This window comes from Nonomuraea insulae (genome assembly GCF_042656245.1).
Map to the genome: position 1 here is coordinate 78,812 of NZ_JBHSPA010000068.1, position 22,984 is coordinate 101,795.

24 protein-coding genes are annotated in these 22,984 nt (G+C 69.7%); 13 read left to right on the top strand and 11 right to left on the bottom strand.

Going from position 1 to position 22,984, the window contains the following annotated elements:
- Nucleotides 1–39: 39 nt before the first annotated feature.
- The 5 genes from ACFPZ3_RS48470 to ACFPZ3_RS48490 all read left to right on the top strand — a co-directional run bounded on the left by ACFPZ3_RS48470 (nt 40) and on the right by ACFPZ3_RS48490 (nt 3,769).
- A complete protein-coding gene (locus ACFPZ3_RS48470; RefSeq protein WP_165977372.1) occupies nt 40–387 on the top strand; it encodes a DUF742 domain-containing protein in 348 nt (115 codons plus the stop codon).
- Nucleotides 368–955 carry a GTP-binding protein gene (locus ACFPZ3_RS48475; protein ID WP_379521192.1) on the top strand — a complete coding sequence of 196 codons (588 nt, stop codon included), beginning with the start codon at nt 368–370 and terminating at the stop codon, nt 953–955. The genes ACFPZ3_RS48470 and ACFPZ3_RS48475 overlap by 20 nt, the downstream gene beginning before the upstream one ends.
- A gap of 106 nt (nt 956–1,061) precedes the next feature.
- Nucleotides 1,062–2,435: an aldehyde dehydrogenase family protein gene (locus ACFPZ3_RS48480; RefSeq protein WP_379521193.1), complete on the top strand. Its 1,374-nt coding sequence runs from the start codon at nt 1,062–1,064 to the stop codon at nt 2,433–2,435.
- A 5-nt stretch (nt 2,436–2,440) separates the two neighbouring features.
- Nucleotides 2,441–2,878: a DUF3598 family protein gene (locus tag ACFPZ3_RS48485; protein ID WP_379521194.1), complete on the top strand. Its 438-nt coding sequence runs from the start codon at nt 2,441–2,443 to the stop codon at nt 2,876–2,878.
- The gene (locus tag ACFPZ3_RS48490; protein WP_379521195.1) at nt 2,879–3,769 is read left to right on the top strand and encodes a nitrilase-related carbon-nitrogen hydrolase; all 891 of its coding nucleotides are present in this window, start codon (nt 2,879–2,881) and stop codon (nt 3,767–3,769) included. It begins immediately after the preceding gene.
- On the opposite strand, the gene ACFPZ3_RS48495 is transcribed toward ACFPZ3_RS48490, so the two are convergent.
- From ACFPZ3_RS48495 to ACFPZ3_RS48510, 4 genes are all read right to left on the bottom strand, one after another.
- Nucleotides 3,766–4,554 carry an ABC transporter permease gene (locus ACFPZ3_RS48495; RefSeq protein ID WP_379521196.1) on the bottom strand — a complete coding sequence of 263 codons (789 nt, stop codon included), beginning with the start codon at nt 4,552–4,554 and terminating at the stop codon, nt 3,766–3,768. The genes ACFPZ3_RS48490 and ACFPZ3_RS48495 overlap by 4 nt on opposite strands.
- Nucleotides 4,551–5,423, bottom strand: coding sequence for an ABC transporter permease (locus tag ACFPZ3_RS48500; RefSeq protein WP_379521197.1), 873 nt, complete (start codon nt 5,421–5,423; stop codon nt 4,551–4,553). The genes ACFPZ3_RS48495 and ACFPZ3_RS48500 overlap by 4 nt, the downstream gene beginning before the upstream one ends.
- Complete coding sequence (locus tag ACFPZ3_RS48505; protein ID WP_379521198.1) at nt 5,420–6,370, bottom strand: ABC transporter substrate-binding protein; 951 nt, start codon at nt 6,368–6,370, stop codon at nt 5,420–5,422. Before ACFPZ3_RS48505 ends, ACFPZ3_RS48500 begins: the two co-directional genes overlap by 4 nt.
- Nucleotides 6,371–6,440: 70 nt before the next feature.
- Nucleotides 6,441–6,617, bottom strand: coding sequence for a hypothetical protein (locus ACFPZ3_RS48510; protein WP_379521199.1), 177 nt, complete (start codon nt 6,615–6,617; stop codon nt 6,441–6,443).
- Nucleotides 6,618–6,777: 160 nt separating this feature from the next.
- Here ACFPZ3_RS48510 and ACFPZ3_RS48515 point away from each other — a divergent pair, with 160 nt between their 5' ends.
- The 3 genes from ACFPZ3_RS48515 to ACFPZ3_RS48525 are packed head-to-tail and all read left to right on the top strand — an operon-like array spanning nt 6,778 to nt 9,871.
- Entirely contained in the window at nt 6,778–7,584 is an 807-nt protein-coding gene (locus ACFPZ3_RS48515; protein ID WP_379521200.1) for a class I SAM-dependent methyltransferase, read from the top strand.
- A 27-nt stretch (nt 7,585–7,611) separates the two neighbouring features.
- Complete coding sequence (locus ACFPZ3_RS48520) at nt 7,612–8,463, top strand: cyclase family protein (RefSeq protein WP_379521201.1); 852 nt, start codon at nt 7,612–7,614, stop codon at nt 8,461–8,463.
- Nucleotides 8,456–9,871, top strand: a complete 1,416-nt coding sequence (locus ACFPZ3_RS48525; protein WP_379521202.1) for an MmgE/PrpD family protein — start codon at nt 8,456–8,458, stop codon at nt 9,869–9,871. Before ACFPZ3_RS48520 ends, ACFPZ3_RS48525 begins: the two co-directional genes overlap by 8 nt.
- A 3-nt stretch (nt 9,872–9,874) precedes the next feature.
- Here the strand turns inward: ACFPZ3_RS48525 and ACFPZ3_RS48530 are convergent, their stop codons facing one another.
- From ACFPZ3_RS48530 to ACFPZ3_RS48560, 7 genes are all read right to left on the bottom strand, one after another.
- On the bottom strand, nt 9,875–10,642 hold the full coding sequence (locus tag ACFPZ3_RS48530; protein WP_379521203.1) for an ABC transporter permease: 768 nt from the start codon (nt 10,640–10,642) through the stop codon (nt 9,875–9,877).
- On the bottom strand, nt 10,639–11,409 hold the full coding sequence (locus ACFPZ3_RS48535; RefSeq protein WP_379521204.1) for an ABC transporter permease: 771 nt from the start codon (nt 11,407–11,409) through the stop codon (nt 10,639–10,641). Before ACFPZ3_RS48535 ends, ACFPZ3_RS48530 begins: the two co-directional genes overlap by 4 nt.
- Entirely contained in the window at nt 11,409–12,392 is a 984-nt protein-coding gene (locus ACFPZ3_RS48540) for an ABC transporter substrate-binding protein (protein ID WP_379521205.1), read from the bottom strand. The genes ACFPZ3_RS48535 and ACFPZ3_RS48540 overlap by 1 nt, the downstream gene beginning before the upstream one ends.
- A 133-nt stretch (nt 12,393–12,525) precedes the next feature.
- On the bottom strand, nt 12,526–13,974 hold the full coding sequence (locus ACFPZ3_RS48545; RefSeq protein ID WP_379521206.1) for a dihydroorotase: 1,449 nt from the start codon (nt 13,972–13,974) through the stop codon (nt 12,526–12,528).
- A 12-nt stretch (nt 13,975–13,986) separates the two neighbouring features.
- Nucleotides 13,987–14,763 (bottom strand): ABC transporter permease, encoded by a 777-nt coding sequence (locus ACFPZ3_RS48550; protein WP_379521207.1) that lies wholly within the window; start codon nt 14,761–14,763, stop codon nt 13,987–13,989.
- Complete coding sequence (locus ACFPZ3_RS48555) at nt 14,760–15,569, bottom strand: ABC transporter permease (RefSeq protein WP_379521208.1); 810 nt, start codon at nt 15,567–15,569, stop codon at nt 14,760–14,762. The genes ACFPZ3_RS48550 and ACFPZ3_RS48555 overlap by 4 nt, the downstream gene beginning before the upstream one ends.
- Nucleotides 15,566–16,555, bottom strand: coding sequence for an ABC transporter substrate-binding protein (locus tag ACFPZ3_RS48560; RefSeq protein ID WP_379521209.1), 990 nt, complete (start codon nt 16,553–16,555; stop codon nt 15,566–15,568). Before ACFPZ3_RS48560 ends, ACFPZ3_RS48555 begins: the two co-directional genes overlap by 4 nt.
- Before the next feature lie 533 nt (nt 16,556–17,088).
- Here ACFPZ3_RS48560 and ACFPZ3_RS48565 point away from each other — a divergent pair.
- Genes ACFPZ3_RS48565 through ffh form a run of 5 tightly spaced genes read left to right on the top strand, consistent with a single transcriptional unit; the run spans nt 17,089 to nt 22,901 of the window.
- On the top strand, nt 17,089–19,887 hold the full coding sequence (locus ACFPZ3_RS48565) for a sensor histidine kinase (protein ID WP_379521210.1): 2,799 nt from the start codon (nt 17,089–17,091) through the stop codon (nt 19,885–19,887).
- A complete protein-coding gene (locus ACFPZ3_RS48570; protein WP_103955821.1) occupies nt 19,884–20,306 on the top strand; it encodes a roadblock/LC7 domain-containing protein in 423 nt (140 codons plus the stop codon). Before ACFPZ3_RS48565 ends, ACFPZ3_RS48570 begins: the two co-directional genes overlap by 4 nt.
- A 5-nt stretch (nt 20,307–20,311) precedes the next feature.
- Entirely contained in the window at nt 20,312–20,728 is a 417-nt protein-coding gene (locus ACFPZ3_RS48575; protein WP_379521211.1) for a DUF742 domain-containing protein, read from the top strand.
- Between the two features lie 7 nt (nt 20,729–20,735).
- Nucleotides 20,736–21,296 (top strand): GTP-binding protein, encoded by a 561-nt coding sequence (locus ACFPZ3_RS48580; RefSeq protein ID WP_379521212.1) that lies wholly within the window; start codon nt 20,736–20,738, stop codon nt 21,294–21,296.
- 57 nt (nt 21,297–21,353) lie between these two features.
- The gene (gene ffh, locus ACFPZ3_RS48585) at nt 21,354–22,901 is read left to right on the top strand and encodes a signal recognition particle protein (protein WP_379521213.1); all 1,548 of its coding nucleotides are present in this window, start codon (nt 21,354–21,356) and stop codon (nt 22,899–22,901) included.
- Nucleotides 22,902–22,984: the final 83 nt, after the last annotated feature.

Sequence of the window (22,984 nt, forward strand, 5' to 3'; positions counted from 1 at the left end):
AGCGGCGGCTGGGCCCCCCCACCTCAGCCCCAGTCGCAGCTGAATCCCGACCCCGCTTCGCCCGTCCGCCCGTACGCGGTGACAGGTGGACGGACGGCGCCGCGGGTCAAGCTGGCGATGGAGGCCCTGGTGTCCTCGGCGACCGCCGAGCAGCGGGAGTTCTCGCATATCACGCCGGAGTACCAGGCGATCAGCCAACTGTGCCGGCAGGTCCGGTCCGTGGCAGAGGTGTCGGCTCTGCTGCGGATCCCGCTCGGCGTGGTACGCGTGCTGATCGCTGACATGGCCGCCGAAGGTCTGGTCCGCGTGCACCAGCCACAGCTGGATGAGGGTAGGCCGGACGTAAATCTGCTCGAAAGGGTGCTCAGTGGACTTCGCAGGCTCTAGCCCCGGCCTCACCTCGACGAAGATCGTGGTGGCTGGAGGTTTCGGGGTGGGGAAGACGACGTTCGTCGGCGCGGTGTCGGAGATCATGCCGTTGACGACGGAGGCGGTGATGACCGACGCCTCCGCCGGAATCGACGACCTGGGGATGACGCCGCTGAAGTCGACCACGACCGTCGCCATGGACTTCGGCCGGGTCTCCTTGGACCGTGACCTGATCCTCTACCTGTTCGGCACGCCCGGACAGCACCGGTTCTGGTTCATGTGGGACGACCTGGTACGCGGCGCCATCGGCGCTGTCGTGCTGGTCGACACGCGCCGTCTCGCCGACAGTTTCCCGGCCATCGACTACTTCGAGGAGGCGCAACTCCCGTTCGTGGTGGGCGTGAACGGATGGGACGGCCAATATCCGCACAGCGACGGGGAAGTGCGCGACGCGCTGACACTGGCCCCGCACATACCGTTGGTACGGCTCGACGCCCGCTCCAAGGACTCGGTCAAGAGCGCTCTGATCAACCTGGTCGAACACGCGCTCACGGTACGGATGGCCGTGCCGGGCTGGGGCGGCTGAACACATCCGACCCGCCGGTGCGTTGACGCGCGGCCGATCACATGATCACAATGGCTCCCGCCGAGCATCGCAGGAGCACCATGTCCCGTGGCCGCACCGCATGAACGTGACGAACCCGATCACCGGGCAGGCCGACAGGCCCCTCGCCCCGATCCCGCCCGACCGGCTGGCCGCCGTGGCCGCCGGGTTGCGCGAACTGTCCCCCTCCTGGCTGAGCGCCGATCGCGGCGCGGTGTTGTCCCGGTTCGGCGCCGCGCTGGCAGACGACGACGCCCTGCTCGCGGCCCTGGTGGCCGACACCGGCAGGGTGGGGGAGTCGCTGCTGGAGCGCCGGCTCGTGGCCGGCCTCATCGACCGCTGGGTACGCCTGGCGCCCGCCCTCCTCACCCCGCCCGCCGAACACTCCGCCTCCCTGCCCGGCATCGTCGTGGCGGGGGACGCGGTGCCGTACGAGCTGGTGGGGGTGATCAGCCCGTGGAACCTGCCGCTGCTGCTCGCCCTCATCGACGCCGTCCCCGCGCTGGCCGCCGGCTGCGCGGTGCTGGTCAAGCCGAGCGAGGTGACGCCCCGCTTCATCGAGCCGTTGATGCGGCTGGTCCCCGACGAGTTGCCGCTGCGGATCGTCGAGGGCGACGGCGGCACCGGGGCCGCGCTCGTGGACCTGGTGGACGCCGTGGTGTTCACCGGCAGCGTCGAGACGGGACGTCAGGTGGCGCGGGCGGCGGCGCGCGCGTTCGTGCCGGCGTTCCTGGAGCTGGGCGGCAAGGACCCGGCGATCGTGCTGGCCGGGGCCGACCTCGACCGGGCCGCGTCGGCCGTCCTGTGGGGCGGCACCGCCAACGCCGGGCAGTCCTGCCAGTCCATCGAGCGTGTCTACGTGGCCCGCGAGGCACACGAGGAGTTCCTCGCCCGGCTCGTGGTCAAGGCCACGCAGGTGGGCCTGACCTGCGAGGGAGGCCCGATCGGCCCCATCATCGCCCCCGGCCAGGAGGACGTGATCGCAGCCCACCTCGCCGACGCCGTGGCCAGGGGCGCGAGGGTGCACACGGGCGGCCGGATCGAGCGGCACGGCGGTGGCCACTGGTGCCGTCCGACCGTGTTGTCCGGGGTCGATCACACCATGCTGGTCATGACGGAGGAGACGTTCGGCCCTGTGCTGCCGGTCATGGCCGTGGACGGGCCCGCCGAGGCCGTCGCCCTGGCCAACGACTCCGTGTACGGGTTGTCGGCCGCCGTCTTCGCCGCCACCGAGGAGCAGGGCCTGGCCGTCGCGGCCCAGCTCCGGGTCGGCGCCGTCAGCATCAACGACGCCGCCCTGACCGCCCTCGTGCACGAGGGCGAGAAACACTCCTTCCGCCTGTCCGGGCTGGGCGGCTCCCGCATGGGTACGGCCTCCATCAGCCGTTTCCTGCGCCGCCGGGCCTTCCTGGTCAACCGATCCGAGGCCGCCGACCCGTGGTGGCACACGACGAAGGAGTAGCCCGGATGGGACTGCGCGCCGACATGCCGCTGCTGGCCAGGCACGAGGGCGAGTGGGAGGGCGAATACCTCCACCTCGGCCCCGGCGGCGCCCTGCTCGACCGGCACCGGGTACGGATGACCTGCGCGATCGCCGACGACGCCGTCTACCACCAGACCAACCGCTACACCTGGGACGACGGGCGGACGGAGGTGCACGAGTTCCCCGGGACGTACCTGGGCGGCGGGCGGTGCGGGTTCGACACCGAGCGGCTCAAGGGCGTGTTCTGGGAGCTGGACGAGAGCACGATCTATCTCACGTGGCAGTTCAAGGGGCAGGACATGCGGCTGTTCGAGCTGATCGTGCTGAGCGAGGACGGCGACTCCCGCAGCAGGGTGTGGCAGTGGATCGAGGACGGGGTGTGCGTGCGGCGTACGCTGATCGACGAGCGGCGGGCCGGCTGAATGACCGCCTTCACCGCCCTGGCCCTGCAGGTGGAGACCGTGGCCGGGGGCGATCTCCCGGCCGCCGTGGACCGCATCGGCGCCCAGGTGGGGGCCTCGAAGGCATGGCTCGGACCGGACCTGCGCCTGGTGGTGCTGCCCGAATACGTGCTGACCGGCTTCCCCATGCGGGTGAGCGTCGCCGAGTGGCGGGACCGGGCGGCGCTCGACCCCGGAGGCGCCGAATACCGCACGCTCGGGGCCGTCGCCGCCGACCACGACGTGTTCCTGTGCGTGAACGCCTACGAGCGTGACGAGCACTTTCCCGACCTGTTCTTCCAGGCGACGGTGATCCTGTCTCCTTCCGGTGAGGTCGTCCTGCGCTATCGCCGGCTGCACTCCATGTTCTCGCCCACGCCGCACGACGTGTGGGAGCGCTACCTGGAGATCTACGGCATGGACGGGGTGCTCCCGGTGGCCCGCACCGAGATCGGCAACCTCGCGGCCATCGCCTCCGAGGAGATCCTCATGCCGGAACTGGCCCGCGCTCTGGCCCTGCGCGGCGCCGAGATCTTCTGCAACCCCACCTCGGAGGCCTCATCCCCGCAGCTCACCCCCAAGGCCGTCGCCCGCAGGGCGCGGGCGGTGGAGAACCTGGCGTACGTGGTCGCGGCCAACAGCGGCGGCCTGCGCGGCATCGCGATCCCCGGCGACTCCACCAACGGCGGCTCGGAGGTGATCGACCACCGGGGACGCGTGCTGGCCCAGGCCGGGCCGGGCGAGTCGCTGGTCGCCGCCGCCGAGCTGGACCTCGAAGTGCTGCGCCGCGCCAGGCGCAGGCCCGGCATGGACAACCTCCCCAGCCGGGTCAAGACCGCGCTGTGGGCGGAGGAGTACGCCCGCTACGACTAGTCGGTCGTCCTGGCCCGGGTGTGCCAGCCGAGCATCGCCCGCTCCACTCCCAGGAACGCCGCGTTGAGCACGATGCCGAGCAGCCCCAGCAGCACGATGCCCGCCCACATGGCCGGGATGTCGAACTGGCTCTGCGCCTCCAGCATGCGGTGCCCGATTCCCTCGCTGCTGCCCACCAGCTCAGAGATGATCATCATGATGAGCGCCAGCGACACGCTCAGCCGCAGCCCGGCGAAGATCTTCGGGGCGGCGGCGGGCAGGATGACGCGGGTGAGCCGGTGCCAGGCGCTGAGCTGGTAGACGACGCCGGTCTCGATGTACTGGCGGTCCACGTGCCGGGCGCCGTCCATGGAGTTGATCAGCACGGGCCAGATGACGCCGTACACGATGGAGGCCAGCTCCATCGGCGTACCGATCTTGAACAGCACCAGGAACACCGGCAGCAACGCGGCGGGCGGCACCGAGCGGCCGAAGTGCAGCAGCGGCTCCACCAGGCCCGACAGCCAGGACGAGCGCCCCAGCGCCACCCCGATCAGCACCCCCGCCACGCACGCCATCGCCCACCCCGCGAACAACCGGGCCAGGCTGGGCAGCACGTCCGCGAGAGCCTCGTCGGTGAGGAACGCCCGCGCCACCGGCCCCGAGAACCACATCTCGTGCAGCCTGACCACGATCTGCGACGGCGGCGGGAAGTACGTGGCCCGCACGGACCGCGTGACGAACTCCCAGGCCAGCACCGCCAGGGGCGGCATCCAGTACCACGCGATCCGCCGCACGACGCTCACGCCCTCTCCCCCGTCCGCGCGTGGTGCCACCGGAACAGCCGCCGCTCACCGGCCGTGAACAGCAGGTTGGCGGCCAGCCCTATCGCTCCGGCCCACACCGTGGCCGCCAGCACCCGGTCGAGCCGGTTGGCGCTGCCCGCCAGCGACTGGAAGGCCCCGATCCCGCCGCCGCCGGGCGCCAGCAGCTCCACGCTCACCGCCACGATCAGGGTGACCGCCACCGCGATCCGCACACCGGTGGCGATGAACGGGGCCGCGCTGGGCAGGCTCACCCGCAGCACCACCGACAGCGGGCCGAATCCGAAGCCGCGCAGCGTCTCCTTGGCCAGGGGGTCGACGTCGCTCAGGCCGTACATGGTGTTGATGAGCAGCGGCCAGGAGCAGGTGTAGACGACGAGCGCGGTCTTGGCGTCGTGCCCCTCAGGGAACAGGAACATCGCCAGCGGGATCAGCGCCACCGACGGGATCGGCCGCAGGAACTCCACCAGCGGCCGGGCCGAGCGCTCCATGAACGGCACCGTCCCGAACAGCAGCCCGGCGGGCACGGCGATCGAGATCGCGATCGCCAGCCCCAGAAGGCACGGGCCGAGCGTGGCCAGCACGTCGGCCCTGAACCGCGCCTCCAGCGGCAGCGCGGCGGCCGTGGCGAGCACGTGCGACACCTGCGGCAGGAAGCTCGGGATCAGCCCGATCCGCCCGGCCAGCTCGGCGGCGGCGAGAAAGCCCGCAACCCCGATGGCCCCGAGCATCCCGCGCCCGAACATCCCGCGCCGAAGTGCCCCGCGTCCGAACATCCCGCGCCCGTGCTCGTGCGCCTCGGGACCGGGCACGGCGCCGACCGCGCCGTGCCCGGGTCGCCGACGGATCATTCGCCGACTGACGCGAAGAGCTGCCCCACGTCCGCCTTGGCTTTCAGGTAGCCGTATCCGTGCATGAGGTCGGCCAGCTTCTGCACGCTGGCCTTGTCGGCCTCCATCGTGAAGGCGCCGACCTTCATCCTCGCCGCCACGTCCGCGGGGATCTGCGTGTACGTCGGCACGACCTCGTCGACCGCCTTACGGTCGGTGCCGGCGACCTGCTGGGCCTTGGCCAGCGCACGGTGGAAGGCGGCGGCCGTCTTCGGGTATTTGGCCAGCCACTGCTCGGTGACGCCCCAGCCGTCGATCGGCACGCCCTCCGTGACGCCGCTGACGGTGTCGACGATCTGGGTGGCGCCGTTGTTCTTCGCCGCGCTCAGGAACGGCTCGACCAGCCAGGCCGCGTCCACCGTGCCCGTGGACAGGGCGCCGAGCTGGTCGGCGAACGGCACGGGGACGAACTTGACGTCCTCGGTCTTGAGCCCGGCCTCCTGCAGGTGGGCGTTGGTCACCGTCTGCCCGAGCGCCTTGAGCACGTTGACCGCGACCGTCTTGCCCTTGAGGTCGGCGACCGTCCTGATCGGCGAGCCCTTGGCCACGACCACCGCGGAGATGCCCGGGGCGCCTCCCATGGTGTGCTGGAACAGCTTGAGCTTGGCCGCGCCCGAGTCGTTGATCGTCATGAGGGCCACGTAGCTCGTCATGAACGCGTCCATGCTGCCGTTGACGATCTTCGGCATGACCGCCGTCGGCGCCTGGATGATCTCGGTCTTGACGGTCAGGCCCTCCTCCTTGAAGAAGCCGCGTTTCTCGGCGATGAACAGCGACGCCGAGGACGGGACCGGCACGATGCCGACCAGGAGCTGGGTCTTCTCCAGACCGCCGGAGGACGCGGCACCGGTCGTGCCGCCCTCTCCTCCTCCGCCCCCGCACGCGCTGAGCGTCAGCGCCACTGCCATACCCGCGACTACGATCCTGGTCAGTTGCATCGCCACTGCCTTTCTGAGTCCGGTGGTCTGGTGGAGGGGTTCAGCGGCGCCCGGCCCATACGGGCTCGTCGGGCAGCGCCACTTCCAGTATCGGGACGCGCCCGCCGGAGTTCATGGTCACGCGGAAGTTGATCGTGACGGCGTCCCAGGTGTGCAGAGCCGCGAAACGGGAGATCTCGCCTACGGCTCCCCACAGGAGATCGGCGGGCCCCGGCATAGGTGCCTCCCAATGCGCGCGACGTGATCGTAACCCACATCCGGCCGCGTGACAGGTGGGTCAAATGCGACCCTTGTGGCGGTTCTGGGCCTTTCGTGGCAGGCTCAGTCGCGAGCTCATCTGATCATCGGTCCACCCCCTAGCGCCCCGAGGACGTCTGATGAATGCCAAGGAGTACATGGCCGGCCTGTTCGATCGTGCGGCCGGCACCTATGAGCGGGTCGGCGTGGCGTTCTTCGCCCCCGTCGCCGCCGAGTTGGTCCGCCGCGCCGCCCCCGGGCCCGGTGATCACGTCCTGGACGCGGGTTGCGGCACGGGCGCCTCGCTCGTCCCCGCGGCGCAGGCCGTCGGCCCCACCGGTCGCGTGGTCGGCCTGGACCTCGCGCCCGGGATGGTGGCGGAGGCCACGGCCGAGATCGAGCGCCACGGCCTGAGCCAGGCGACGGTCCTGCTGGGCGACGCGGAGCGGGCCGAGGAACTGCTGCCCGGTGAGCGCTTCGACATCGTGCTGGCCGGGATGATGCTCTACTTCCTGCCGGACCCGCTCGCCGCCGTGCGCTCCATGGCCGGATTGTTGAAGCCCGGCGGAAGGCTGGCGGCCAGCCTGCTGGTCAGGTCGAGCCCGGCGGAGGCGGAGTTGCTGGGGCTGGTGGAGCGGGCGCTGGAGCCGTACACGACGGGGGCGGGAAGTGCTCCCTTCCAGCACAAGCTGGGCGGGCCAGAAGAGATGGTCAAGTTGTTCGAAGAGGGCGGCCTGAGCGACGTCGCCTGCGCCGATGTGACGTTCGAGGTTCCCATCGCGGCCGGTCAGGTGTGGGATTGGCTCTGGTCGGCTGCCCGCAGGGCCGCGCTGGAGAGCATCCCGGAGTCCCTGCGCGGCGAGGCCAGATCAGCCCTGGAGGCGTCGCTGCCCCAGGACGGCTTCGTCCTGGAACGCACGGTGCGCTACACAACAGGACGCCAGTAAGAGAGCCATGCAAGAGAGACGGAGAAGATGAGCACGACCGCGAACACCGACCCCCTGCTCGACGTGGTACGCGGCGGTGTGACGATCTACGACCTGGGCAGGCCGCTCTTCGCCGGCATGCCCCAGTCGCCCAATCACCCCGCCTACACCCACACCCTCCCGCGCCGGCACGGCGACAAGGTCCGTCCTGACGGGGGGTCGGCCGCCAACGACCTGATCTTAATGGGCACCCACGTCGGCACCCACATCGACGCGCTCGCGCATGTGTCCCAGGACGGCAGGTTGCACGGCGGGGCCGACGCGGCCGAGGCGTGCGTGGCGGGCCGCTACCCCGAGCACGGGGTGCACACGATCGCGCCGATCGTGTGCCGCGGCGTGCTCCTGGACGTGCCCGCCGCGCTCGGGCTGGAGGGTTGCGCGCCCGGTTACGAGATCACCCCGGCCGACCTGGACGAGACCGTCCTGCGGCAGGGCGTCGAGCCCGCCTCCGGCGACGTCATCCTGGTCCGCAGCGGGTGGGGACGCCACTTCGGCGACCCCGACCGGGAGGTCTACATCGGCGGCGAGTCGGGCGTGCCCGGGGTGGGCGAGGCCGGGGCCCGCTGGCTGGCCGGGCGGAGTCCGCACGCCGTGGGGGCCGACACCATCGCGTTCGAGCAGCTGGCGCCCGGGCAGGGGCACAGCGTGCTGCCCGCGCACCGGGTGCTGCTGGTGGAGTCCGGCGTCTTCATCGTCGAGGCGATGGACCTGGACGGGCTGGCCCGCGACGGTGTTCACGAGTTCACGTTCGTCCTGTCGCCGCTGGCGTTTGTCGGCGCGACCGGCTCGCCGGTGCGCCCGCTCGCGCTGGTGCCGGCCCGGGAGGTCTCCCATGGCTGAGCCGACCCTCGCCGGGCGCCTGGCCGACTTCGCGGTCGACGCCACACTGCCGGACGCAGTCGTGGACAGCGTGCGCAAACGGGTGCTCGACGTGATCGGGCTCTGCGTGGCCGCACACCGGCTGCCGACCAGCACCGCCATCCTCGACTACGTACGCGACCAGGGCGGCCGCCCCCAGGCGCACGTCGTGGGCGGCGGCCCGCCGGTGCCCGCCGCGCTGGCCGCCCTGGCCAACGGGGTGCTGGCCCACTCCCTCGACTACGACGACACCCATCTGCCCTCGGTGCTGCACCCCAGCGCCCCGGTCATCCCGGCCGCGCTCGCCGCCGCCGAACTGGCCGGCGCCTCGGGCCGGGACACGATCCGCGCGATCGCCGTCGGCCTGGAGGTCTGCGTACGGCTGGGCATGGCGGGCTACGACCCCGAGGCAGGCAACTCCACCTTCTTCGAGCACGGCCAGCACGCCACCTCGATCTGCGGCACCATGGGCGGCGCCGTCGCGGCCGCCATGCTGCTCGGCCAGACCCGTGACGGTGTGCTCGACGTCCTGGGCGTGGCCGCCTCCACGGCCTCGGGCATCATCGAGGGCAACCGCACGGGCGGCACGGTCAAGCGGCTGCACTGCGGGTGGGCCGCGCACTCGGCGGTGACGGCCGCGGACCTGGTACGGCGCGGGTTCACCGGCCCTCCGACCGTCCTCGAAGGGCGGTTCGGCTTCTTCGAGGCGTTCCTGCACGGCCGCTTCGCCGCCGAGGAGATCACCAGGGACCTCGGCACCGCGTGGTCGGTCCCCGGCATCTTCTTCAAGCCCTACCCGGCCAACCACTTCACCCACGCCGCGATCGACGCCGCGATCGGGCTGCGCGAGCAGGGGCTGGACCCGGCCAGGGTGGAGAGCCTGACGCTGGGCGTCCCCGCCCCCGTGATCCGCACGATCGGGCAGCCCATCGAGGCCAAACGTGCCCCGGAGACGGGCTACCAGGCGCAGTTCAGCGGCCCGTACGCGGTCGCGGCCGGCCTGCTCGGCGGCGGCGGGCTCGGCGTCGGCCTGGCCGACTTCACCGACGAGCTGGCCCGCGACCCGCTGCGCCGCGAGCTCATGGCCAAGGTGGAGGTGGTGCCGGACGACCGCGCGACGGAGATCTTCCCCCACCAGTTCCCCGCCGTGCTCCGCGCCCGCGACCTCGACGGCCGGGAGTGGCGGCAGGAGGTGCTCGCCAACCGCGGCGGCCCCGATCGCCCGCTCTCCGCCGCGGAGCTGGCGCTGAAGTTCCGCGACAACGCGGCGGGCCGCCTGTCCGAGGCCACCGCCGACGCCGTGGCCGGCCTCACGGGCCGGCTGGAGGACGTGGACGACATCGGCGAGCTGCTCCGCCTGGTCGCTGAATTCCAGCCGCGTTTCAGCTGAGTTCTATCCGTGCCCGGCCTGCCGGTGCCAGCGCAGGACCCGGCGCTCGGCCAGCACGAACAGCGAGTTCACCAGGTAGCCGAGGATGCCCAGCAGGGCGATCGCGGCCCACACCCCGGCGCCGTCGAAGCTGCGCTGGGCCTGCAACAACTGGTAGCCGATGCCATCGGTGCCGCCGATCAGCTCGGTGATCACCATGAGGATCAACGCCAGCGACAGGCTCAGCCGCAGCCCGGCGAAGATCTTCGGCGAGGCGGCGGGCAGGACGACCAGCCGCAGGCGCTGAGCCCTGCTCAGGTTGAACACCGTGGCGGTCTCCGTGTACATACGATCCACCGACCTGGCGCCGTCGATCGAGTTGAGCAGCACCGGCCAGATCACGCCGAACACGATCGTGGCGAGCTGCGTGGCCAGCCTCGCCTCGAACAACACGAGGAACACCGGCAGCAGCAGCGGTGGCGGGATGGACCGGCCGAACTCCATCAGCGGGTCCACATACTGCGTCGCGGTCCTCGATCGTCCGAGCACCACGCCCAGCAGCACCCCGAGCACCGCGGCCAGCACCCAGCCGCCGAACATCCGGCCGAGGCTCGGCAGCAGGTTGTCGACCGCCACGTCCGTGAGCACGTACGGGCCGGAGAACCACAACTCGTACATGCGGGCCACGATCGTCGTGGGCGGCGGGAAGTCGGTGTCCGCCACCGCGCGGGCGACGAGCTCCCAGACGACGAGCGCGAACGGGATCACCCAGAGCCTGGCGACGGCCTTCACGACCCCTCCGTCCGCACCCGGTGCCAGTGGAAGAGACGGCGCTCACCGGCCAGCAGCGCCAGGTTCGCCGCCACCCCCAGCAGCCCGGCCCAGAACGTGGCCGCCATCATGAGGTCCATCCTGTTGCCGCTGCTCGCCACGTTCACGTAGACACCGATCCCGGCCGCGCCGCCCGCCACCAGCTCGGCGCTGACCGCCAGGACGAGCGCGATCCCGGTGGCGATCCTGACGCCCGTGGCGACGAACGGGGCGGCGCTGGGCAGGCTCACCCTGGCCAGCACGGCCAGCGAGCCGAAGCCGAAGGAGCGCAGGGTGTCCTTGGCCATCGGGTCCACGTCGTGCATGCCGTACAGGGTGTTGATCAGGATCGGCCAGATGGAGGCGTACACGATGACCGAGACCTTCATCAGCTCGTCCACCGGGATCAGCAGGATCGCGAGCGGAATGATCGCCACGGACGGGATCGGCCGCAGGAACTCCAGGATCGGCCGGATCGCGCGCTCCACCGGAGGCAGCGCGCCGAGCAGCACGCCCACGGGCACGGCCACCGCGATCGCGATCAGCAGGCCGAGCGCCCAGTTCCCGAGCGTCGTGAGCACCCCCTTCAGGAACGCGCCGTCCGCCAGGACCTCCCAGGCGCCCGCCAGAACCTCGGACGGCGCGGGGAAGACCAGGCCCTCGCCCAGGCCGAAGCGGATGACCAGCTCCCCGGCGACGAGGAACCCCGCGACGCCGGCCGCGCCGCGGAGCAGTCGGGAACCGGTCATCAGCCCGTGGTGCTCGCGATGACCGACTTCACGTCGATGGGGCTGGTGAGATACTTGTACTCGAGCATCAGGTCGGCCACCTTCTGCAGCCGCGCCGCGTCGAGCGTGGTCGGGTAGGCGCCCAGCTTGATCGCCGCCGCCGTCTTGGCGTCGATCTTCGTGTACGTCGGCAGGATCGCCTCGATCTCCTTCCTGTCGGAGGAGGCGAGCTGCTGCGCCTTGGCGATCGCCCGCTGGAAGGCGGCCAGCGTCCTCGGGTTCTCCTTGGCCCAGTCCTCGGTGGCCATCCAGCCCGCGATCGGCAGGTCCGCCGTCGCCCCCGTCATCGTGTCGGCGATGGAGCGGAAGCCCAGCGCGTTCTGGTTGGCCGTGATGAACGGCTCGGTGATCCAGCCCGCGTCCGCCTGGCCGGAGTTGATCGCGTTGCCCATCTCGGGGAACGGCTTCTCGGCGAACTTGACGTCGTTCTCGGTGAGCCCGGCGGCCTTGAGCTGCGAGGTCACCGCCAGCGTGGCGATGTTCCTGAGATTGTTGACCAGGACGGTCTTGCCCCTGAGGTCGGCCACCGTCTTGATGGGGGAGTCCTTCGGCACCATGATGTCGAAGGTGTTGGGGGCCGCCTGGTACATGTCCGCGACCAGTTTGATCTTCTTGCCCTGCCCCACGGCCAGGAACGTCGAGACGTAGTTGGTCTGCGAGATGTCCAGCGCCCCGCTCTCGATCTGCGGCAGCGCCGCCGCCCCGCCGGTGATCGTGACCGGCTCGACCGTCAGGCCCTCCTCCTTGAAGAAGCCCTTGGCGTTGGCGATGTAGAGGGAGGCGGGGTCGGGAATGGGCAGCGCCCCGACCTTGATGGTGGTCTTCTCCAGTCCGGTGCCACTGGCGGCGGGGGTGGCCGGCGAGTTGCCGCCACCGCACCCGGTGAGCGCGAGAGCGATGGAGAGCCCCAGGACGACTGCCCGGCGGTGTGGTCTGCGGGTCATGACTTCTCCTACCAGGGGGTGAAAGGCTTGCGGAGAGCGACCTACGTCACTGGGCCGGAGCGTACCGGAGTAGTGATCAAAAAGAACACCGCCGTACGGCCGGAGCCGTACGGCGGTGCGGGTGTCTAGCTTGTCAGGCCGGCCGGGACACGTACCGCCCCATGGGAGAGCCCACCACCTTGCCGGACTCCAGCACGTGGTGGCCGCGCACGAACGTGTCAGTCACCCGGGCGGTCAGCTCGAAGCCCTCGAACGGGGTGTACTCCTGCGTCGACTCCGAGTCCTGCGCGCGCACGGTCCAGGTGTGCGCCGGGTCCACCAGGCAGATGTCGGCGTCGAAACCGGGCGCGATCGTCCCCTTCGTCCGCAGCCCGAACCGCTTGGCCGGGTTCCACGAGGTCAGCTCGGCGATCCTGCCGTACGACAACCCCCGGCGGCGCCCCTCGGTGACCAGGCCGGGCAGCAGGTACTCGGCGCCGCCGAACCCGGACTTCGCCAGGAACACGTTGTCGCGCGGTTCGCCGAACTTGACCTCGTCCCTGCAGCAGGCGTGGTCGCTGACCACCCAGCTCACGGTTCCGTCGAGCATGTACTCCCACAGCGCCTCGACGTCCTCGCGCGGCCGGATCGGCGGGTTCACCTTGGAGCCGATGCCGTTGGCCGTGTCCACGTCGGCGAGCAGGTGCCCGATCGTCACCTCGCGCCGGAAGTCGATGTGCGGGAACGTCGCCGCCATGCGCACGGCGGCGTCCATGGCCTTGCGCGATGACAGGTGCAGCAGGTTGACGTTGGCCAGCCCGGTCTCGTGCGCCAGGTAGGAGGCGATGAAGACGGCCAGCCCCTCGGAGTGCGGGGGCCGGGAGGCGCTGTAGGCGGCCAGCCCGCTCAGGTCCCCGGCCTCCTCGACGAGCTTGGTGTAGGCCGTCATGATCTCGGCCGTCTCGCAGTGCAGCGACAGAGAGATCTCCTCGGCCAGCTCGGGCAGCCGCTCCCTGGCCGCCTGCACGCCGCGCATCACGAACTCGAAGTGCGCGTAGTCGTAGCGCTCGCCCTCGGGCAGCATGAGGAAGGAGCTCTGGTCGTCGGACCGCCCGTGCAGCCCGTGCCCGCCGTAGAACATGAAGATCTTGAACGACGGCACCCCGAACCGCTCGACCAGCTCGGGCAACTCGTCGATGTGCCCGCTGGACATGGGCGCCAGGTGGAACCCGTAGTCCACGTAAGCCCTGCCCTCGGCCTGCCTGAGCACCTCGGGGAAGAACTCGGCGTAGGGGCCGCCCCTGTTGAGGTAGTACTGCCCGGTCCGCATGTACGTGAGCGCGGTCGTGACACCGCCCTGGGCGCTGGCCCGGCTCTCGGATCCGGTGTCCTCCGGCAGGGGGTTGTAGATGCCCCAGTGCTGGTGGGCGTCCACGACGCCGGGGAAGGCCAGCTTGCCACCCCCGTCGATCACCTCGCCGACGGCCGGCAACCCGGGCTCGACGCGTACGACGCGACCGTCGGCGATGGCGATGTCAGCGTCGACCGGCTCGTCCCGATCGTGGGTCACGACCTTTACGTTCTTCAGCAACAGCTCGGTCACAGGGGGGAACTCCTAAGCGATGCGGTGAGCGTCGCGGTGCCAGGCGAGCACGCGGCGCTCGACCATCAGAAACAGGGTGTTGAAGACGAAGCCCAGCACGCCGAGCACCAGGACTCCGGCCCAGATGGCCGGCATGTCGGCGTTGTTGCTGGCCAGGTTGAGGAGGTAGCCGATCCCCTCGGTGCTGCCCTTGAGCTCCGAGATGACCATCAGGATCAGCGCCAGCGACACGCTCAGCCGCAGGCCGGCGAAGATCTTCGGCGACGCCGCGGGCAGGATGATCCGGATGAGCCGGAGATGCGCGGGCACGCCGAACACGGTGGCGGTCTCGATCTTGAGATTGTCGAGGGTGCGCGCGCCGTCGATGGAGTTGAGCAGGATCGGCCAGATGATGCCGAACACGATGGTCGCGAGCTGCACCTGCGTGCCCATGGTGAAGAGCACGAGGAAGAGCGGGAGCATGGCGGGCGGCGGCACCGCCCGGCCGAACTCGATCAGCGGCGAGAGGTAGTCGGCCAGCGTGGCGGACCTGCCGATCGCGACGCCGAGCGCCACGCCCACGATCACCGCCACGATCCAGGCCGAGATCACCCTGACCAGGCTGGGGCCGAAGTTGTCGACGGCCTCTTCGGTGAGGATGAACGGCCCGGAGAACCACATCTCGTACATGCGGGACACGATCAGGGTCGGTGCCGGCAGGTACGGGATGTCCAGGGACCGCGCGAGCGCCTCCCAGCCGCCCAGGATGACGGGGACCAGCCACAACCGCTTGACGATGGTGAGTATCACGCTGCCCGCCACTTGAACAGTCGTCGTTCCACGCGCACGAGAAGGATGTTGACGACGAGACCGATGGCCCCGGCCCACAGGAGGGCCGCGATGACGTCGATCATCGCGTCCGCGCCGATGCCCGTGCTCGCCTCGATGAGGAAGCTGCCGATGCCGCTCGAACCGCCCACGATGTACTCCACGCTGATGGCCAGGATGAGCGTGATGGAGGCGGCCAGACGTACACCCGTCGCGATGAAGGGGGCCGCGCTCGGCAGGGAGACCCGCCAGATCACCGCGCCCCGCCCGAAGCCGAACGAGCGCAGCGTCTCCTTGCCCACCGGGTCGACGTCGCGCACACCGTACAGGGTGTTGATCAGGATCGGCCAGGAGGCGGAGAAGACGATCAGCGCGACCTTGACGTTGGTCTCCCCTGCGAAGAAGAACAACGCCAGCGGGATCAGCGCCACCGAGGGGATGGGACGCAGGAACTCCACGAACACCCGCGTCATCTCCTCCACGACTGGGACCGTTCCCAGCAGCACCCCGATCGGGACGGCGATCAGGACGGCGAGCGGCAGCCCGATGACGGCGGCGATGAGTGTGCCCATCAGATCTTCGAGGAAGATGGGATCGACGGCGAGAGAGACGGCTCTCACCAGCGTGTCCACCGCCGGCGGCAGCCATCTGACCAGCCCGGACATGCCGAGTATCTGCCAGATGAGCAGAAAGCCCGCCACGCCGGTGGCGTGACGGGCGAACTTGATCAGCTTGTCGCGGGCGAGCGGGTTCCGCTCGCGCCGCGTCATGGTGAGTGTGCCCATCATCCCTGAGAGGCGCTGTAAATCATGGGGCTGACGTCCATCTTCTGCTTGAGCATGCCCGAGTCCAGCATCAGGTCCGCGACCCGCTGGATGCGCTGCGCGCTCAGCGTGGTCGGGTAGGCGCCCAGGTTGATCGTGGCGGCGGTCTCCGCCGGGATCTTCGTGAACGTCGGCAGGACCTTCGTCACCGCGCTGCGGTCAGTGGCGGCGATGTTCTGCGCCTTGGCCATGGCCCGCTGGAAGGCGGCGAGTGTCTTGGGGTTCTCCGACACCCACTTCTCCGTGGCGGCCCAGCCGGTGATCGGCAGGCCGTCGGTCGGGCCGGACATGGTGTCCAGCAGCATGGTGGCGCCGAGCTCCTTCTTGGCCTGGCTGACGTACGGGTCCGTCATCCAGACGGCGTCCACGTCGCCCTTGTCGAGCGAGGAGAGCCAGTTGGTCGTCGGGATCTCGACGTACTGGATGTCCTTGGCCGGGTCGATGCCGGCGATCTTCAGGTGGGGGTTCATCGTGAGCGTTCCGAGACCGACCTTGGCGTTGACGCCGATCTTCTTGCCCTTCAGACCGGCGACGTCCGTGATGGTGGAGCCCTTCTTCACCATCACGCCGAACGCGCCCGCCGCACCCTGGTAGGAGTCGGCGATGTACTTGAACTTCTCCGCGCCCGACGCCTGGATCGTCAGGATGGTGGCGTAGCTACCGAGAATGACGTCCATGGAGCCGTTGGAGAGCTTGCCGAGCACCATCTGGGGAGCCTGGATGGGCTCCTGCTTGACGTTGAGGCCCTCTTCCTTGAAGAAGCCGCGCTCCATGGCGATGAACAGGGGGGCGGAGTCCGCGCCGGGGTACTGGCCGATCAGCAGGTCGGTCTTCATGTCGGAGGCGGCGGTGGTGCCGCCCGCCTCTTCGCCCGAGCTGGAACACCCCGTGATGACGAGGGAGGCGACGAGCCCAATCAGAGCTGTACGCCCTAATGCACCGAACCGCATTGCGGGTCTCCTTTGAACCGAGGGGGGTGAGTGCGAACGGGAGTGTTCAACGACGGTGGCACCCTAGCGCAGGCAGGGGTTCTCCCCGCAGCTACTACACCGGAAATTAACGAGATATATGACGATATAGGGCGATTCATACCCGTCTGTCCGAATATCTGGGATGCCAGGCTCTTGACGTGGGGGTCATGGAGCAGGTGTTGTGTTTTGGGAAAAATGTCGGATTACGCGGTTACTGCGATCTTTGCGGTATTGGCCGATCTCCTGTTGATGTGCTCCAATTAGCTCTCGCCCCAAGGGTGCGTCGGCGTCACACTGCGAACACCGGCATACGTGATCTTTCGTGCACCAGACCATCCCAGGAGAGGTTGCGGAGGCAAGTGAAGAGTGTTGTCCCCTCTGTGGGCGGGGATCAGGGCTTAATAGAACAAGCCCCCCGAAACGCGTCCCATACACCACAGGCGCCGGCTTCAGGCAAGACAAAGGCCGGCAGCCGGAGGGCGGGGGCTCGCTTCTCCCTGCGCAACTGGCGGGTGCGTTCCAAGCTGGTGGTCCTGGTCGTCATCCCGACGATCGCCGCCCTCACGCTCGGTGGCCTGCGGGTCACCACCTCGATCGCCACCGCCAACGAGTACGCGCAGGTCAACGAGGTCGCCGTGCTGGCCAGCCGGCTGACCGCCCTGGCTCACGAGGTGGAGACCGAGCGAGACGTCAGCGCCAAGTTCGTCGCCCAGGGACGCCGTGGCGGCAGCCCGGCGGACGTCGCCTCCCAGTACGAACGCGTTGACAAGCTCGTCGTGGAGGTCAGGAGCGGCGTCGAGGCCCTGGCGGCCGGCGACACCCCGCAGTCGGCCGAGGCACTGCGCATCAAGAACCGTCTCGACGAGCTCCCCACCTCGCGGAAGACCGCGATCGAGTCCCAGCTCGACGTGAACTCGGTCATCAATCTCTATGACCGGTCCATCTCGGACCTGCTCTCGCTGAACGACCAGATCGACCGAGGCGCGGTCGACGAGGAGCTGTCCGCCAGCGTCGCCGGCTTCGGCGCCCTGTCCAGGGCCAAGCAGTACGTCTCCACCCAGCGCGCGCTGCTCTCGGCGGCCCTGGCCAACCGCGCGTTCAACAAGGACCAGCTCGACGCCTTCAACGCCGCGCGCGCCCAGAAGAACAGTGAGCTCACCACCTACCGGGCGCAGGTCTCGCTCCAGCTGCGCCAGCTCTACGACGACACCGTCAGCGGCAAGGCCGTCGACCGCGCGGAAATCCTCTCCGCCAGGGCCCTGGTCCTCCAGTCGGCGAGTCTCCCGCTGGCCGACCGCCAGCTCGGCCTCACGCGTGACGGCGAGGCCTGGTTCGACGCCATCACCGAGACCATCTCCGGCATGCGCAAGGTCGAGCAGCAGGTCGCCGACGCCATCGTGCTGCGCAGCCGCACCCTGGAAGGCGCCGAGCAACAGAGCGCCATCATCGCGGCCGGCGCCATCGTGCTCCTGCTCATCCTCGTGCTGCTGGTCACCGTGGTCATGGCCCGCTCGCTGAGCGGCCCCCTGCGCAGGCTGCGCAGGGAAGCCCTGTTCATCGCCGGTCGACGCCTGCCCGACACCGTCCGCCAGCTCCGGCAGACGGAGACGGTCTCGGAGAACGTCGACGTCGAGCCCATCGGCGTGGCCTCCAACGACGAGATCGGTGAGGTCGCGCGGGCGTTCGACGAGGTGCACCGTGAGGCGGTGCGGCTGGCGGGCGAGGAGGCCCGGCTGCGCAGCAACGTCAACGCGATGTTCGTGAACCTGTCGCGGCGTAGCCAGACGCTGGTCGAACGGCAGATCACCCTGATCGACGGGCTGGAGCAGGGCGAGCAGGACGAGCAGCGGCTCGGCAACCTGTTCAAGCTCGACCACCTGGCCACCCGCATGCGGCGCAACAGCGAGAACCTCCTGGTCCTCGCCGGCCAGGAACCGCCACGCCGCTGGAGCAAGCCGGTCAAGCTGGTCGACGTCGCCCGCGCCTCCCTGTCGGAGGTCGAGAACTACGAGCGCGTCGTCCTCCAGGTCCCCGACGGCGTCTCCGTCGCCGGTCAGGCCGTCAACGACGTCATCCACCTGCTCGCCGAGCTGGTCGAGAACGCGCTGTCGTTCTCGCCTCGCGAGACCAGGGTGACCGTCTCGGGCAGCCGGATCGACGGCGGCGGCGTGATGTTGTCGATCACCGACTCCGGCATCGGCATGACCCAGGACGAGCTGGTCCAGGCCAACGACCGCCTCATCGACGCGCCCAGCGTGGACGTCTCGGTGTCGCGCCGCATGGGCCTGTTCGTGGTCGCCAGGCTGGCGCACCGCCACGGCGTCCGGGTGCAACTGCGCCCGCACGGCTCCGGCGGCCTGACCGCCATGGTCCTGATGCCCGAATCGCTCCTCGGCTCCCAGTCGCCCGCCTACCCCGGGAACCAGGGCATGCCCGCCATGGACCCGCGCCAGCAGCAGCAGGACGAGGGCTTCGGCTTCGGTCAGCACTCCACGCCGCCGCCTCCCGTACCCCAGTGGGGCGGCGGGGGCGACTACCGCCCGGGACCCGGGCACCCGTCCTTCCCCTCCCAGCCGTCCATGCCGAGCATGCCCAGCATGGACACGGGCTGGCCGTCCAACCCGCGCGGCAACGGCGCCGCCGGTGGTGGCGGTGGCGGCGGTGGTTACGACAGCTCCGACGTCTGGGTTCCCTCGCGCAACCCTTCGAGCGCGCCGGCCAGCTGGACCAACAGCACCCCCCACACCCCCCTGCCGCAGCGCCCCACCGGCGACGACCGCCAGGACATGGGCGTGAGCGGCGCGAGCGGCGTGAGCAGCTGGGCGGACTCGAGCCCGACGAACATGGACCTGCGGCGCCCCCGCTACGACATGCCGGAGACCGAGTCCGCGGCCACCGGCCCGATCCCCGTCGTGAAGCCCGCCTCGGCGGGAGACGAGTACCTGCCCATCTTCGCCTCGGTCGAGTCCGCCTGGTTCGAGCAGAGCGCCGAGGGCGAGGCCACCTGGGGATCCGCCAAGGCCGACGCGGGCTGGAGCGCGGCGCAGGCCGTGGTGGAGCCGGTACGCGACGGCGCCACGGCGGCGGGACTGCCCAAACGGGTGCCCAAGGCCAACCTGGTGCCCGGCTCCGCGGACACCGTCTCGGCGCCGAAGGGCGTCGCGCCCATGCCGGCGGTCTCGCCAGACCGGGTACGCAGCCGTCTTTCGAGCTTCCAGCAGGGATTCAGGGCAGCACGAGACGACATCAGCGAGGGCAGAACGTATCCCTCCGGTCCGAGAAGTGTTGAGAGCAGGGATGAACGCGCATGAACGACCTCAGCCAGTCGGCACGTGGCGTGGATTGGTTAATCACCGACTTCGTCAGCACGGTCCCAGGCGTGGCGCACGCGGTGGTCGTCTCGTCCGACGGTCTGCCATTGGCGGCGTCGTCGGGCTTTCCGGCTGACCGGGCCGACCAACTGGCCGCGATCGCGTCCGGACTCGTGTCCCTGACGCAGGGCGCGGCCAGGGTCTTCGAAGGTGGTGCGGTCAACCAGACGATCGTGGAGATGCAGCGCGGGCTGATGCTGATCATGTCGATCAGCGACGGCTCGTGCCTCGCGGTCCTGGCCGCCCCGGACTGTGACATGGGGCTGGTGGCATACCAGATGACGTTGATGGTTGACCGCGCCGGTCAGGTACTGACTCCGGCCGTGCGCGCGGAGCTGCGCGCCAGCCAGACCAGGTGATGTAGGTGACGAATCCCACGTGGAACAGCGGCGGATGGAACAGCGGGGGCTGGGAGCCGCCGCCGCCCCCGCCCTCCAGCTCTGACCCCGCCTCACCGGTACGGCCTTACGCCGTCACCGGTGGGCGGACCGCGCCCAAGGTCAAGCTGGCGATGGAGGCACTGGTGTCCTCGGCGACCGCCGAGCACCGGGAGTTCTCCCACATCACGCCCGAGTACAAGGCGATCAGCCAGCTCTGTCTCCAGGTCCGGTCCGTGGCGGAGGTCTCCGCGCTGCTGCGGATCCCGCTCGGCGTGGTACGTGTGCTGATCGCTGACATGGCGGCCGAGGGCCTGGTACGGGTGCATCAGCCGCAGCTGGAGTCGGGTAGGCCGGACGTCAACCTGCTGGAAAGGGTGCTCAGTGGACTTCGCAGGCTCTAGCCCTGGTTTGACCTCGACGAAGATCGTGGTCGCCGGCGGATTCGGGGTGGGCAAGACGACCTTCGTCGGGGCGGTGTCGGAGATCATGCCGTTGACGACGGAGGCCGTCATGACGGACGCCTCCGCCGGAATCGACGATCTGGGCATGACCCCGCTGAAGTCGACCACGACCGTCGCCATGGACTTCGGCCGCGTGTCCCTGGACCGCGACCTGATCCTGTACCTGTTCGGCACGCCCGGACAGCACAGATTCTGGTTCATGTGGGACGACCTCGTGCGCGGGGCGATCGGCGCGGTCGTCCTCGTGGACACCCGCCGCCTGGCCGACAGTTTCCCGGCCATCGACTACTTCGAGGAGGCCCAGCTCCCGTTCATCGTGGGGGTGAACGGGTGGGACGGCTCCTACGCGCACAGCGACTCCGAGGTGCGCGACGCCCTCACGCTGGCGCCGCACATCCCGATGGTGCGGCTCGACGCCCGCTCCAAGGACTCGGTCAAGAGCGCTCTGATCAACCTGGTCGAGCACGCTCTCACGGTTCGGATGGCCGTGCCAGGTTGGAGCGGCTAGCGGAGCGGATAGTCTGGAGTCTTAGACGTACATTCGCTTCGAGGACTGGCCAACCACGTGTTCGAGACGCTTTCCGACCGCCTGACATCGGTCTTCTCCTCCCTCCGTTCCAAGGGGCGGCTGTCCGATGCCGACATCGACGCCACCACCCGTGAGATCCGCATCGCCCTGCTTGAGGCCGATGTCGCGCTGCCGGTGGTCAAGGCGTTCGTCGCCCAGGTCAAGGAGCGCGCCCGCGGTTCCGAGGTCTCCCAGGCGCTGAACCCGGCGCAGCAGGTCGTCAAGATCGTCAATGACGAGCTGATCGGGATCCTCGGCGGCGAGACCCGCAGGCTTCGCTTCGCCAAGACCCCGCCCACCGTCATCATGCTCGCCGGCCTCCAGGGCGCAGGTAAGACGACCCTGGCGGGCAAGCTGGCCATGTGGCTGCGCGAGCAGGGCCACGCGCCCATGCTCGTGGCCGCCGACCTGCAGCGGCCCAACGCCGTCCAGCAGCTCCAGGTCATGGGCGAGCGCGCCCAGGTCGTCACCTACGCGCCGGAGCCCGGCAACGGCGTCGGTGACCCGATCGAGGTGGCCCGCCGCTCGATCGACGAGGCCAGGCGGCTGCAGCACGACATCGTCATCATCGACACAGCCGGCCGCCTGGGCATCGACCAGGAGATGATGAAGCAGGCCGCCGACATCCGCGACGCGGTCTCGCCCGACGAGGTCCTGTTCGTGGTCGACGCCATGATCGGCCAGGACGCGGTCACGACGGCGCAGGCGTTCATGGAGGGCGTCGGCTTCGACGGCGTGGTGCTCACCAAGCTCGACGGCGACGCCCGCGGCGGCGCGGCGCTCTCGGTCCGGCACATCACCGGCCGGCCGATCATGTTCGCCTCCACCGGTGAGAAGCTGGAAGACTTCGACGCCTTCCACCCTGACCGGATGGCCTCCCGCATCCTCGACATGGGTGACATCCTCACCCTGATCGAGCAGGCCCAGAAGACGTTCGACGAAGACCAGGCCGCCAAGATGGCCGGCAAGCTCACGTCGGGCGAGAACTTCACACTCGAGGACTTCCTCGAGCAGATGATGATGGTCCAGAAGATGGGGCCCATCAAGAACCTGCTCGGCATGATGCCCGGCATGGGGCAGATGCGCGACCAGATCAACTCCATCGACGACCGCGACCTCGATCGCATCGCGGCCATCATCCGCTCGATGACCCCGGCCGAGCGCCAGGACCCGAAGATCCTCAACGGCTCCCGCCGCGCCCGCATCGCCGCCGGTTCCGGCGTCACGGTGAGCGCCGTGAGCAACCTGGTCACCCGTTTCTTCGACGCTCAGAAGATGATGAAGCGGATGGCGGGCGGGATGGGCATCCCCGGGATGCCCGGTGGCCGGGGGAAGTCCTCCAAAGCCCAGAAGAAGGCGAAGAAGGGGCGGCGCGTCAGCGGCGACCCGCGCAAGGCGGCCCTCGGCAAGGCGCCGTCCGAGCCTTCCTCCGAGCCGGCGAAGGAAGGCGGGGTGCTGGGCAATCTGGGTGGCAAACTGCCTCCAGGGATGGAGCTCCCGCCCGGCTTCGACCCCTCCAAACTGCGGCTTCCCGGCCAGAAGTAGCCGTTCGGCGCACCGCGGGGCCGGCCGTTGCCGGATCTTTGCGGTGTGCCGGTGGCTACGGGTCGTGGGCAGTGCCGTCGATC

Excerpts from the sequence above, each read along its gene's own strand:
- ACFPZ3_RS48485 (WP_379521194.1), top strand. The coding sequence starts at position 2,441 with ATGGGACTGCGCGCCGACATGCCGCTGCTGGCCAGGCACGAGGGCGAG.
- ACFPZ3_RS48490 (WP_379521195.1), top strand. The coding sequence starts at position 2,879 with ATGACCGCCTTCACCGCCCTGGCCCTGCAGGTGGAGACCGTGGCCGGG.
- ACFPZ3_RS48500 (WP_379521197.1), bottom strand. The coding sequence starts at position 5,423 with ATGATCCGTCGGCGACCCGGGCACGGCGCGGTCGGCGCCGTGCCCGGT.
- ACFPZ3_RS48505 (WP_379521198.1), bottom strand. The coding sequence starts at position 6,370 with ATGGCAGTGGCGCTGACGCTCAGCGCGTGCGGGGGCGGAGGAGGAGAG.
- ACFPZ3_RS48510 (WP_379521199.1), bottom strand. The coding sequence starts at position 6,617 with ATGCCGGGGCCCGCCGATCTCCTGTGGGGAGCCGTAGGCGAGATCTCC.
- ACFPZ3_RS48515 (WP_379521200.1), top strand. The coding sequence starts at position 6,778 with ATGAATGCCAAGGAGTACATGGCCGGCCTGTTCGATCGTGCGGCCGGC.
- ACFPZ3_RS48520 (WP_379521201.1), top strand. The coding sequence starts at position 7,612 with ATGAGCACGACCGCGAACACCGACCCCCTGCTCGACGTGGTACGCGGC.
- ACFPZ3_RS48525 (WP_379521202.1), top strand. The coding sequence starts at position 8,456 with ATGGCTGAGCCGACCCTCGCCGGGCGCCTGGCCGACTTCGCGGTCGAC.
- ACFPZ3_RS48535 (WP_379521204.1), bottom strand. The coding sequence starts at position 11,409 with ATGACCGGTTCCCGACTGCTCCGCGGCGCGGCCGGCGTCGCGGGGTTC.
- ACFPZ3_RS48540 (WP_379521205.1), bottom strand. The coding sequence starts at position 12,392 with ATGACCCGCAGACCACACCGCCGGGCAGTCGTCCTGGGGCTCTCCATC.
- ACFPZ3_RS48555 (WP_379521208.1), bottom strand. The coding sequence starts at position 15,569 with ATGATGGGCACACTCACCATGACGCGGCGCGAGCGGAACCCGCTCGCC.
- ACFPZ3_RS48560 (WP_379521209.1), bottom strand. The coding sequence starts at position 16,555 with ATGCGGTTCGGTGCATTAGGGCGTACAGCTCTGATTGGGCTCGTCGCC.
- ACFPZ3_RS48570 (WP_103955821.1), top strand. The coding sequence starts at position 19,884 with ATGAACGACCTCAGCCAGTCGGCACGTGGCGTGGATTGGTTAATCACC.